Origin of the sequence: Urechidicola vernalis (assembly GCF_031846385.1) — a bacterium.
In the GTDB taxonomy this organism is placed as follows: Bacteria; Bacteroidota; Bacteroidia; order Flavobacteriales; family Flavobacteriaceae; genus Urechidicola; species Urechidicola vernalis.
In genome coordinates, this window is the sequence record NZ_JAVRHV010000007.1 from 107,799 (window position 1) to 120,441 (window position 12,643).

Consider the following 12,643-nt stretch of genomic DNA (forward strand, 5'->3'; position numbering starts at 1 on the left):
TATTTTGAATGTGGTTTTAAATCCAAAATTTAATCAAGAATAGAAGCACAATAATGTACATAATGGGTTTTATCTCTCGATATTTCCCCGTTAATAATTTCAAGAAGACATACGATAGCATTCCGAAAACAATTCCTTCTGCGATACTAAAGGTCAGTGGCATCATTATAATGGTAAAAAATGAGGGGATAGCTTCTGTGAAATCATTCAAGTCTATTTTTAAAATCGGTGTTATCATCATCAATCCAACTAAAAATAAAGCGGGTGCTGTGGCTGCCGCTGGAATAATCATAAATACAGGAGCAAAAAATAATGATAGTGCAAAAAGCAAAGCAACCGTTAAAGCGGTCATTCCAGTTTTACCACCTTCCGCAACTCCTGCAGCACTTTCTACATAGGTCGTTACTGTAGACGTCCCTAAAATTGCACCAAAAAAGGTCCCGATAGAATCAGCAAATAAGGCTTGTTTCACATATGGTATTTTCCCGTTTTCATCGAGCATTTCAGATTTTGAAGCCACCCCTACAAGTGTTCCCACGGTATCAAACATGTCAACAAATAGAAAAGTAAAAAGGACAATAAGCATATCTAATGTAAAGACTTGTGAAAAATCAAATTGGAAAAATATGGGCTCTAATGAAGGAGGTGTGCTTACAACACTAAAGTTTTCGGGTATCATTGTAACACCAACAAATAATCCGATGATGGTTGAAGAAAGAATTCCTACTAGAATGGCGCCTTTCATTTTTTTAATTAGCAAAATACCTGTAATTAATATACCAATTAATCCTACCAGAACAGTTGGGCTTTTCATGTTGCCAAGACTTAGAAGATTGGAAGGGCTGTCAATTACGATTCCTGCATTTTTAAGTCCGATAAATGCAATGAACAATCCAATACCAACAGATACGGCATGTTTTAAATTTATGGGAATGGCATTGATAATTAACTCTCGAATATTAAAAGCTGTAAGTAATAAAAATATAATTCCTTCTAAGAATACAGCGGTCAAAGCAAATTGCCATGAGTAGCCCATCCCTTGAACAACCGTAAATGCAAAGAAGGCATTTAAGCCCATTCCTGGAGCAAGTGCAAACGGAAGTTTTGCAACAAGCGCCATAACCATCGTAGCAATTACAGCAGAGAGTGCTGTGGCTGTGAATAGTGCGTTTTTATCCATTCCTGCTTCTGAAAGTATTGTTGGGTTCACCGCCAATATATAGACCATAGTCATAAAGGTTGTAAAGCCTGCAATAACTTCGGTTTTTATAGTGGATTTGTTTTGGGTAATTTTAAAAAAGCGATCAAACATAAGAAAAATCAAAAGTTCTTGAGTAAAGATACATTTTAGAATTGAAATTGTTTGGATCCAATTTTAAGGCTCTCATTTATAAAAGTTTTAACTTTGCAAAACATTTATGAAAGCACTACTTAATTATTTCCCGAATTTAACAAGGGTACAAAAGATTCAATTTGAGCAACTAGAAGCATTGTACAAAGAATGGAACGCTCAGATCAACGTTGTGTCTAGAAAAGATATTGATGAGTTGTATAGACGTCATGTGTTACACTCACTTGGAATAGCGAAGGTTCAGGAATTTAAACCAGGGTCTTCTGTTTTAGATATTGGAACCGGTGGTGGGTTTCCAGGAATTCCATTAGCCATTTTATTTCCTGAAACTCAATTTCACTTGGTAGATTCCATTGGAAAGAAAATAAAAGTTGTAAATGGTGTAGCAGAATCACTAGGCTTAAAAAATGTGAAAGGAAGTCACATGCGTGCCGAAAAGGTGAAAGGAGAATTTGACTTTATTGTAAGCCGTGCAGTTACAAGAATGGATGATTTTTACAAATGGACGAAAGGAAAAATTAAAAAGAAATCTGAACACGACTTGAAAAATGGAATTCTATATCTAAAGGGCGGAGATCTTACCGTAGAACTACAAAATTTTCCGAAAGCCACTTTGTATGATTTACCAAACTACTTTGAAGAACCGTTTTTTGAAACAAAAAAGGTAGTACATATTCCAATTAAATTTAGAGGATAGTTATTTAAAACGAAAACTGCCGAAGCGAGCGCACCGACAGTTTCAAAAAACTAACTAAACTTATTATGAAAACTTTTAAGAATACTACCCGGTTAACTACTCCTGGCTTTTGTATTAGTATCCCTTAATGTTGGTTCAAAGGTACATTGGATATCAGTTCTTAATTGCTCGTTTTTGTGTGAATCGTCCTAATGAATTCTTGAAACGACTTAATTTAGACTTGAACCATAAAGAGAATTATAAAGATGTATCCGACTAATATAAAAATGAAATTAAAAAGCCTCTATTGTTAAATAGAGGCTTTTTAATTTATAGTTATTAGTCAATAAAATCAACTAATTCAACTTCGAATATTAAAACTGAACCACCTGGTATTCCATTATAATCGTATATGCCATAACCTAAATGAGAAGGAACGAATAATTTTCCTTTTCCTCCTTGTTTAAAGTATTGAATACCTTCTGTCCAACCAGGAATTACTTGACTTAAATTAAAGAATACACCATTTGGAGAGCTTTCATCAAAAACTTCACCATCCATAAAATATCCTTTATAGACTACAGTTACATCTGCTGTTCCTGAAGGATATTCACCAGTACCTAATTCTTCAATTTGGTAATACAGTCCAGATTCGCTTCTTAGAACATTCGTAATCTCATGCTCGTTAATATAAGCTTCAATTTGTTCGTCGTTCAGAACTTTATAATCAATTATTTCAATTTCAAAAATTAAAACAGAGCCTGCTGGAATATTTTCTTTTGTACTGTTTCCAAACCCTAAATGAGCAGGAATTAACAACGTACCTTTTCCACCGTGATTGAATAATTGAAGCCCTTCAACCCAGCCTTGAATTAATCCTTGTAAATTAAATGATACAATTTCTCCTTCAGTATTTTCGAAAACAGTACCATCTATTAATGATCCTTTAAATTTAACAGAAATATCAGAAGTCGCTGTAATTTTATCTCCAGTACCAACTTCATCAATAACGTAATATAATCCAGAAGAAGATTTGGATGCATTTAAGTTATGTTTAGCGATATATTCAATAATTTGTTGATCATTTTCTGCTGAATAATCCGTAATAGGAGTTTCGTCAGATGTACATGCGAATAATAATAAAAATGAAAGGGCGAAAATTGCGTACTTCATAATTCGGGGTTTTAAAATTTTAGGCCGCAAATATAGGGTTATTTCGCTTGTAGCCAACTATCTCTGTTATATTTTATGCTTTCATTAACAGGTTTGTTTAAGTCTTCAAATAAATGTAACGAACTATTGTTGTTAGCAACAAGTTTAACTTTTGTTTCGTTTTTCTTCCCATGTCTTTCAAAAACAATTGTGGCCGCTTTATTTGGTTGTAAGTTTGAGATGATACTATTGAGGTTACTTTCTGCTGTAATTGCTATTGAATCTATTCGAATTATTTTATCACCTTTTGTTAATCCTGCATTATAGGCAGTTGAGCCTATTTTAGGGTAACTTTGAATGATTTGTTCTTTAATACGAGTTCCAAATTCAATTTTGGAAGTATCTGTTACAACCGAAACACCCATTTGAGTAAAGAGCAATTCTAAATCTGGACGTTCTTTTCCAAAAATATAGTTGTTAAAAAACGAAGCTCCAATTTCTTTTCCAGCATACGAAACAAGTACTTCTTCAAGATTTTTATTGGTATATGGAATTTCATTTTTTCCAAACTTATTCCATACCAATTTCATATAATCATCTAAGTTTAAACCTTCAGTTCTTAGCGTTAAATCAAGTGCTAGACCTAGCATTTGCCCATAAGAATAATAGGAGATAAATGTATTATTAAAATACGTTTGGTCTACAGCTTCTGCAGCATCTACAAATACCGCTTGGTTGCTCATTTCGATTGGACCTGAAAATTTGCGTCCAGGAGAATTCCAAACATAGTTAAATGTGCCTTGCATGCTTTTGATGTATTGTGGCATTGTTGTAAGTCCGGCTCTATGCATAATAAGTCCGGTATAGTAATTCGTAAATCCTTCAGCAAACCATAATTCTCCGCTCATATTTGCGGCTTCGTAATTAAAAGGTTCTAAGGATTTAGGTCTTATTCTTTCAACGTTCCAAGCATGAAAGAATTCATGAGATACTGTACCGATATTTCTATTAGCGGCTTTTTTTAAACTTCTTGTACTCGTTAAAACTGTAGAGTTTCGGTGCTCCATACCATCTCCATCTACATGTGGTAAATAACACCCTAAAAAAGTATATTCACCATAATCAAATTTTGGTAATTCTCCGAATACCGCTTTTTGCTGCTGTACAATTTTTATGGAGTTTTTAAAATAGGTATCAAATTCAGCAGATGTTCCATTATGGTGCAATGCAAATCGGATGGTTTGTCCATCAATTTCATGGGAGCGCATTTCGTGATTGCTAATTTCCATAGGACTATCCATTAAATAATGTAAGTCTTTTGCAGAATAGGTAGTACCGGTTAAATGTTTTAGTTGTGTTGCAACCTTCCATTCTAAATCTTCTCTTAAGTTGAACGTAACTTCAAAACCTTTAGTAGAAAGACTCGGTGCATATATAAAGGTTGGGGGTGCATTTAAATGCGCATGTGTCTCATCAATCTGTGCATAAGTTCCATCTCCATGATTGGCAAATAATGTATACGAAATGTTTACGGTCCCTGAATGACCAGTAACATTCCATGAATAAGGATCTTTTCTTTCCAGTGCTAATTCCTTTCCATTTTGATCGGTTGCCTTTAGATTAAAAACGTTCTTGACAAATTCGTGTAAAGCATATCTTCCAGGTGAAGTTCTACTCATTCTTAACTCCACATTTTCATCAGTCAAATTGCTGAACGTAGCATTTATTTCTGCTTGATGTAATTGTGCATTTTCAAAGGATAACTCATATCTGCTTTCGACTTGAGCCATTAATAATTGCGTCGAAAATAAAAAAACTAGTGCTAAGGTAAATCGTTTCATAATTAAAATTTTTATTTAGTATCCAACAGCACCACCATCCGGTCTTACAGTATCAGCGGCACCAGTGATTATTTTGTTTTCAGAATCATACGTTATGCCCATTAGAACACCTAAACGAGTTCTACTTCGTGTCTTATGTCCCATTGCCTCGAGTGCTTTTCTAGTATCGGGAGAAAGTAAATCTTTTTCATAGGTTAACACATCTGGTAACCATTGATGGTGAACCTTCATGTTTTCAATTGCGCGGTCAATCGGCATTTCAAATTCCAATACATTTAATACGGTTTGAAACACAGTATTGATGATGGTTCTTCCACCTGGACTACCAATTACAAGATATGGTTTCCCATCTTTACCAACTATGGTTGGTGTCATGCTAGACAACATTCTTTTTTCCGGTTTAATTAGATTTGCAGCAGATCCAATTTGCCCTGTCGTTGTAGTTACTCCTTTTTGCGGATTGAAATCTCCCATTTCATTATTAAAGATGAAACCTAATTCTGGAATTCCAGTTTTGGAACCATAACTAGACTCTAAGGTGTAGGTTAAGGAAACTGCATTTCCATCTTTATCCATAATCGAGATATGTGTCGTGTTGTCACCATCATAAATCTGACCATATTTTGTAGGGTCACTAACCGATGCTTTTTGCATGTCTAGATTGTCAAATCGGTTTTGCGCATGCTCCTTTGACGTTAGTTTGTCTAAAGGCATATCTAAATTGAAATCAGGATCTCCTAAATGCTCGGCTCTATCTGCAAAGGCTCTTCGCATAGCCTCGGCCATAATATGAACATATTCGGTAGAATTGAATTCAACTTTTTCAAAATCTACCAATTCCATCATATTCATCATTTCAATTAAAGCAACTCCACCAGAACTTGGTGGGGGCATTGAATAAATATCATAACCTTTGTAAGTGCCCTTCATCGGTTTTCTTTCAATTGCTTCGTATTTGGCAAGGTCTTCTTCGGTAATTATTCCGCCATTTTCTTTCATGTGATTTGCAATGATCTTAGCAACTTTACCTTTATAGAAACCATCTTTTCCTTGATCTCTAATGATTGAAAGTGTGTTCGCTAAAGCCGGTTGTTTCCATATTTCAGTTGGTTTAACACGTACTTTTTTATCATTTAAAAAATAGTTCGCCATAAAGGGATATACGGTATCGGAAAAATTTTCAGCGGCTCTATTTAAGGACCAGTTAAATTCGAATCCATTTTTTGCTTGTTGCACCGCTGGGTCTACCAATTCATTCCATGGTAGTTTTCCATATTTTTGATGTGCTTTATACAAGCCAGCAACAGTACCAGGAACACCTACTGCTGTTAGTTCTGTTCTGCGCCTGCTGTAAACCACATCACCATTTTCATGGAGATACATGTCTTCAGTAGCCGCCAATGGTGCTTTTTCTCTAAAATCTATTGTGGTTGCTTCTCCATCAGCATCCATAAAAACAATAAAGCCACCACCACCAATATTTCCTGCGGATGGTAGAGTAACTGCTAAGGAAAAAGCAGTAGCAACTGCTGCATCAATGGCGTTACCACCTTTTTTTAATACGGAAACTCCAACATTAGATGATAATTTGTTAGATGACACCACCATTCCGTTTTTTCCGTAGGTCTGAGAAAGTAGCGTTGTTGTTATAAATAGAAATAATAATGAAAGCGTAAGTGCTTTCGTTTGGTGAGCAAGGTATTTCATTTGAATTATAAAAAGTTAGAATAACAAATAAACAAAAAAACCACATCATAAAGATGTGGTTTTTGAATTAATATAGGTTTAAAATTATCCTAAAAATGGATATCTATAATCTGTTGGTGGCACCAAGGCTTCTTTCATTGTTCTTGGCGAAACCCAACGTAACAAGTTCCAGATAGAACCTGCTTTATCGTTTGTTCCAGAACCACGACTTCCTCCAAATGGTTGTTGTCCTACAACTGCGCCTGTTGGCTTGTCATTTATATAGAAGTTACCTGCAGCATTTTGCAATGCTTTGGCAGCAAAGTCAATTGCATATCTGTCTTGACTAAAGATAGCACCTGTTAAGGCGTATTCAGATGTTTCATCAACCAATGTTAACGTATTTTTCCAATCTGCATCTTCGTAGACGAATACAGTTAAAACAGGACCAAATAACTCAGTACACATGGTTGTGTATTTTGGGTTTGAAGTTACAATCACTGTAGGTTCTATAAAGTATCCTTTAGATTTGTCATACCCACCACCTACAATAACTTCTGCATCAGCATCGTCTTTAACTTGGTCTAAATATGAAGAAATTTTATCAAAAGAACCTTCATGAATTACCGCATTGATAAAGTTAGATGGATCTTCCGGACTTCCCATTTTAAATGAGTTTACATCTTTTACCAATTGGTCTTTAACTGCTGGCCAAATACTTTTTGGAATATAAGATCTTGATGCTGCAGAACATTTTTGTCCTTGGTACTCAAAGGCACCTCTAGACATTGCTGTAGCTACCTGATTTGGGTTCGAAGATGGATGTGCCCAAATAAAATCTTTCCCTCCAGTTTCTCCAACAATTCTTGGATATGATCTGTACATGTTAATGTTATTTCCAATTTGCGCCCATAAATGTTTAAAGATGTGCGTTGAACCTGTAAAGTGCAATCCTGCAAAATCTTTATGATTTAAAACAACATCACTAATCATTGCTGGATCTCCGTAAACAACATTTACAACACCATCAGGTAAACCTGCTTCTTTAAATAGCTCTACAATTACCTGAGCAGAATATACTTGGCTATCAGAAGGTTTCCAAACACATACATTACCTAACATTGCAGGAGCAGCAAATAAGTTTGCAGCAATTGCAGTAAAGTTAAACGGTGTAACAGCGTAGATAAATCCTTCTAGTGGGCGGTATTCCATTCTGTTCCAGATTCCCTTATCAGAAATAGGTTGATTCTGATAAATCTCTGTCATAAACTGAACATTGAATGTTAAGAAATCAATCAACTCACAAGACGCATCAATTTCTGCTTGGAATACATTTTTAGACTGCGCTAACATCGTAGCAGCATTCATTTTTGCTCTGTATGGTCCTGCTAATAATTCGGCAGCTTTTAAGAAAATAGCAGCTCTATGCTCCCAAGGCATGTTTGCCCAATCTTCTTTAGCAGCTAAGGCTTTTTCAATGGCCAATTCAACATGTTGTTTTTCGGCTTTATGATAAGTTCCTAAAATATGTTTGTGATCGTGCGGAGGTGACATTGTTGCCGTATCTCCAGTTCTGACTTCTTCAGAACCTATGTACATTGGAACATCAATTGTTTCATTGTACATCTTTTTATAAGTGTTTAATACATTCTCGCGTTCTGGTGTTCCAGGTGCGTATGATTTTACCGGTTCGTTCACTGCTTTAGGAACGTTAAAAAATGCATTTGCCATGTCTAAAAATTTAAATATTTTTGGACGACAAAATTACGAAATTCTTAATCAGTTTGATAGTAAATTAGTTAGATATATTATGAATATATTAAAGTTGGTTAATATTGTACTATCAAAATTATCAGAATCATAAAATATGTGCACAGTTACTTTTTTACCATTAAGCGATACCAATTTTATATTAACATCGAGTAGGGACGTACCCTTTGCTAGGGAAAAAGCAAGTGCACCTAAAGAATATATAGAAGATGGGGTAAAGATTACCTATCCAAAAGATGGAGATGCTGGCGGTTCTTGGATTGGGAGCAGCGAAAAGAAACGTTTGATATGTTTGCTAAATGGAGGGTATAAAGATCATGTAATTCAAGATTCTTATAGAGCAAGTAGGGGTTTGATTGTTAAGGAACTTTTAAAGGCTTCTGATACTAAAAATGCGCTATCAACTATAGATTTAACCAATATTGAACCTTTTACTTTAGTTGTTATAGATTGGAATGATGGGATTGAATTATTAGATTTTGTGTGGACTGGTGAAAAGAGACATTTGTTTAGCATTCCTAAAACGCCACATATTTGGTCATCATCTACCTTGTATGATGATGCTACAAAAAAGTTGAGAGAAGATTGGTTTGAAGATTGGCAAAACAAGCAAGCCGGATTTAAGCAGTCAGATATATTGAAGTTTCATAAAACAGCAGGCATTGGCAATCCAGAAACCGATGTATTAATGAAGCGAAAAGGTGGAGGTACAGTGAGTATTACCACTGTATCATTGGCCAATGACAAGGCAGTTTTTGACTATGAAGCCATTGATTAGTCTAGCATAAACGCTAATACAGAAATTATCATAACAGCAAATGCTGCAAGGGTAGAGTATACCCAATTAAGTAATACGAATTTTATAAATGTTTTTATAACACCTTGTTGATAGAATTTTCGTAGCGCTAAGAATAGATAAATTAAAAAAAGCAACATAAAAATCCAAAAATTCTCATAATTAGAGACCAAACCAACTAAAGTAGAAATTAGAAGTAACAAAAAGAAGACAGTCTGTGTATGGAAAACAAATACCAAATGTTCCATATAATTCATATGTTTTCTGTAGTAGAACAACTTTAATGAAAGAGCAAACAGAGGTAAGAAAATAAAGAGGCCAATCGAAAAATAAGAAATTGACTTGTTAATAAGGGGTGCAAAATTTTGATTTTCTATCAGATCTACATTCTTTTTGATTCGAGTTGCCTGTTCAAAATAAAACGAGTTCCAAAAGTTTACAGGATAACCGAGTTTTTTCAAACTGGTTTCAGTTTGATGTTTACCAGGATTGTTAACCAAAAATGAATAGAAATCTTCGATTTTGTCAGATCTGGAAATACTATCAAATTGATGATTTTTTCTGTCAATATTATAAATGGTATCGACTATCATTTTTGAAAAATTAAAACCTCCCGAGGTCTTTTTAATGATTTCATTTTTTACCGAATCTCTTATCATTTTATTTTCAACTAAAAGAGAGTCTACCAATACCTTTTCCTTTTCATCGAGGTTTGCTACTCCTTGCTGTAATAGCGAGTCAATAACTGCAACATCATTCTCATTTATATTTGGATCGAAATTTATTTCATCAAAATTAGAGGTCCATCCAAAAATCAAAAAGAACAAAATGGAAACATGTAAATACATTTGAAATGGATTTACATAGCGTTTTCGTTTTCCATCAATAAAATCTTTAGAAACTTTTCCAGGTTTAAAAATAAGAGGCACTATGGTTGTCCAAAATCGAGAATCGTAATTGAAAAATCCAGAAATTAACTGACCTAAAAAACTTGAAAAAGACAATTTCTCTACATTTTTCTGACCACAATAGGAACAGAAATTATCATCTGCAGCCAATGGTTTACCACAGTTTAAACACTCTGGTAAAACAGATTTAATGGTAGAAACCTCTTTTTTCTTTCTAAGACGCAATTTCATTTAATGGAGAATTATGCCACTAAAATAATCAATCAAAACAGAATGTGAAACAAGAATTAATTTAAGGCACCCGATGCCAATAATTGAAATGTAGGAATTTGTACTAAAAATGGTTTTGTAGTTGTGAAATTTACCATTTCATAATAGCCATTCATTGCTCCAAGTGTACTAGTTAATAAACAATGTGATCTGTAGCTGTGTGACCCTCCGGGTTTTAAAATTGGTTTCTTACCTACAACTCCTGCACCCTCTACAATTTCGATATTATTTAGGGAATCAAATATATTCCAATGACGTGCTAATAACTGAACGGAATCGTTACTTTGATTTTCTATGGTTATTTTATAATCAAAGGCGTAGTGTAAACGTTCATGATGGTAACTTGTACCAACGAAGTTAGTTTCTACAGAAATTTTAATACCATTTGTTACTTGTTGAACCATAATAACTTATTGCTAAGTTGGGTGTAAAAATAAGACTTTTTTATGAGTAGTACATCAATTTAAGATTCTGTCCGATTTTCCATATCCAATACCAACTACCTGATCATAACGAGCCCCGAATGGCCTGTAGTATACCAAAACGGTATAATCGTTCTCTGTTAAGTGAAAAGAACCGTCAATGTCATGATTACTTCTGTTACCGTCTTTATCTATAGTTATATACTGGTAATTGTAAAAACCTTGTTTCATTAAAACAATCGCTTCGTATTTTCCAGTATCGGGATTCATCTTCATTTCAAATTCTTCTCTGGCTTCCCAATTGTTATAAGCCCCATTGATATAAATTTGTTTTCCTCTTAAATCTTCTAAGGATTGTAAAGAAAAGAACACCCAGGTATAGTCAGCATCTAGATCTGGGTTCTGACCCCCATCAATTGTTCTAATTACAAAGTTTCCGTTGATGTCTGGATTTAATGAATAAGGGAGGTCTATGCGTTCTTCGTCTGTAAACAGGATCGTATGGTACAAGTTCGGACCAGAATCAACTCTAGCAATTTCAATATTAGCATCTCTAACACCTTTACTATCGAAATAACGAAATTCATTTCCAGCCCAAAAATTGGTTTCATTTACATATTTGTAAATAAGTTGCTGCCCTCTATAGTATTGAGGTTTTAAATGTGTCATTGCTGTATTCCAATCGTTATTTTGCATTAACACAACCTTTACTTCTTCAGAAGGATTGTTAATTATTACATTTGGGTATTTGATATCAAATTCAACATATTGCTTGGTGTCGTATGCACTTAAATCGCGAGAGCGTCGTATTTCAATTCCAGCGCTAACTTTCTGTTCATACAAAACAAATTTTCGTACAAAAGCTATTTGATCGAATTCATCGTATACGGTTATTTTATAATTACCGGTTAGTCTAAATTTAGTTTCGTTGTTAGGAAAAGTAACCTTGTAATGTGTGTAAAATTGAAGTGTGTTAAACGAGTTCTCATAGTTTCTTATACGATCTGTTTGATAACCAATTAAGTATTCTCTATCAGACAATCCGGAAGGATTCCAATCAAAATCATAGTGTTCAATTTTGTAGTAATACTCTTTTTGATCCGCTTCCAAATCATCAAATGACAGTTCAAATTTTTCGCCCATGCGCATTATAGGAACATATCTGTTCGGAGCCAAGGGCCTTAAAACAACGCTTTTTACATGATTTGCCTGTGGCGGATAGGCTAATTGAGCAGATGAAAAGGTAGATAAGAACAGGGCAAAAAGGAATACAATCTTTTTAATCATAACAAGTTTTGGACAAGAGTTATGCCAAAGATAATTGATTTATTTTTTAACCAATCGTAAAACCTCCTCACCACTTTCTTCGTGATAATATTGTTTTAAGAATTCGAATCCATATTTGTCATAAAATGCTCTACCGATACTGTTTTTTTCAAAAACTTCAACCTCTAATGTTTCATGTTCTGAACTAATATATTTGACCAATTGTGTTCCAATTCCTTTTGAATGGCTAGAAGGCGTTACAAATAAGCCACCTATTTCATTGCCAATCATACTAATAAAACCTAGTATTTCTCCTTCAATTTCGTACACCCAAGTATCAGAATTTGGCATGTATAAATTGCGCATGTCATTTTTAACCTTATCCACAAAAACGGCGTCTAAAAACGGATGTGCCATGCTAGATGCTTCAATCCATATTAACATTAAGGCATCTAAATCTTCTGGTGTATGCTTTCTAATCATTGGTTTTGGTTTTGTTAGATAT

Annotated in this window: 11 protein-coding genes; 2 read left to right on the forward strand and 9 right to left on the reverse strand. The window is 34.4% G+C overall.

All coding sequences use genetic code 11. The features are described 5' to 3' along the window. Window positions 1-16: 16 nt before the first annotated feature. Window positions 17-1,312 (reverse strand): NCS2 family permease, encoded by a 1,296-nt coding sequence (locus RM519_RS12470; protein WP_311594150.1) that lies wholly within the window; start codon window positions 1,310-1,312, stop codon window positions 17-19. 106 nt (window positions 1,313-1,418) lie between these two features. Between RM519_RS12470 and rsmG the strand changes: the two genes are divergently transcribed. Continuing rightward, a complete protein-coding gene (rsmG, locus tag RM519_RS12475) occupies window positions 1,419-2,048 on the forward strand; it encodes a 16S rRNA (guanine(527)-N(7))-methyltransferase RsmG (RefSeq protein ID WP_311594151.1) in 630 nt (209 codons plus the stop codon). A gap of 318 nt (window positions 2,049-2,366) precedes the next feature. On the opposite strand, the gene RM519_RS12480 is transcribed toward rsmG, so the two are convergent. From RM519_RS12480 to pruA, 4 genes are all read right to left on the reverse strand, one after another. After that, entirely contained in the window at window positions 2,367-3,200 is an 834-nt protein-coding gene (locus RM519_RS12480) for an FKBP-type peptidyl-prolyl cis-trans isomerase (protein ID WP_311594152.1), read from the reverse strand. Between the two features lie 38 nt (window positions 3,201-3,238). Beyond that, window positions 3,239-5,020, reverse strand: a complete 1,782-nt coding sequence (locus RM519_RS12485) for a M61 family metallopeptidase (protein WP_311594153.1) — start codon at window positions 5,018-5,020, stop codon at window positions 3,239-3,241. A gap of 15 nt (window positions 5,021-5,035) precedes the next feature. After that, on the reverse strand, window positions 5,036-6,727 hold the full coding sequence (ggt, locus tag RM519_RS12490; protein ID WP_311594154.1) for a gamma-glutamyltransferase: 1,692 nt from the start codon (window positions 6,725-6,727) through the stop codon (window positions 5,036-5,038). Between the two features lie 84 nt (window positions 6,728-6,811). Next, window positions 6,812-8,437 carry an L-glutamate gamma-semialdehyde dehydrogenase gene (pruA, locus tag RM519_RS12495; RefSeq protein WP_311594155.1) on the reverse strand — a complete coding sequence of 542 codons (1,626 nt, stop codon included), beginning with the start codon at window positions 8,435-8,437 and terminating at the stop codon, window positions 6,812-6,814. A gap of 136 nt (window positions 8,438-8,573) precedes the next feature. On the opposite strand from pruA, the gene RM519_RS12500 reads away from it, so the two are divergent. Next, window positions 8,574-9,254, forward strand: coding sequence for an NRDE family protein (locus RM519_RS12500; RefSeq protein WP_311594156.1), 681 nt, complete (start codon window positions 8,574-8,576; stop codon window positions 9,252-9,254). Here RM519_RS12500 and RM519_RS12505 read toward each other — a convergent pair. Genes RM519_RS12505 through RM519_RS12520 form a run of 4 tightly spaced genes read right to left on the reverse strand, consistent with a single transcriptional unit; the run spans window position 9,251 to window position 12,621 of the window. Beyond that, a complete protein-coding gene (locus tag RM519_RS12505) occupies window positions 9,251-10,411 on the reverse strand; it encodes a DUF3667 domain-containing protein (RefSeq protein WP_311594157.1) in 1,161 nt (386 codons plus the stop codon). The genes RM519_RS12500 and RM519_RS12505 overlap by 4 nt on opposite strands. A 56-nt stretch (window positions 10,412-10,467) precedes the next feature. Then, window positions 10,468-10,854: a Co2+/Mg2+ efflux protein ApaG gene (gene apaG / locus RM519_RS12510; protein ID WP_311594158.1), complete on the reverse strand. Its 387-nt coding sequence runs from the start codon at window positions 10,852-10,854 to the stop codon at window positions 10,468-10,470. 54 nt (window positions 10,855-10,908) lie between these two features. Further along, window positions 10,909-12,159, reverse strand: coding sequence for a type IX secretion system plug protein (locus tag RM519_RS12515; protein WP_311594159.1), 1,251 nt, complete (start codon window positions 12,157-12,159; stop codon window positions 10,909-10,911). A 39-nt stretch (window positions 12,160-12,198) separates the two neighbouring features. Continuing rightward, window positions 12,199-12,621, reverse strand: a complete 423-nt coding sequence (locus tag RM519_RS12520) for a GNAT family N-acetyltransferase (protein ID WP_311594160.1) — start codon at window positions 12,619-12,621, stop codon at window positions 12,199-12,201. Between the last annotated feature and the right edge of the window lie 22 nt (window positions 12,622-12,643).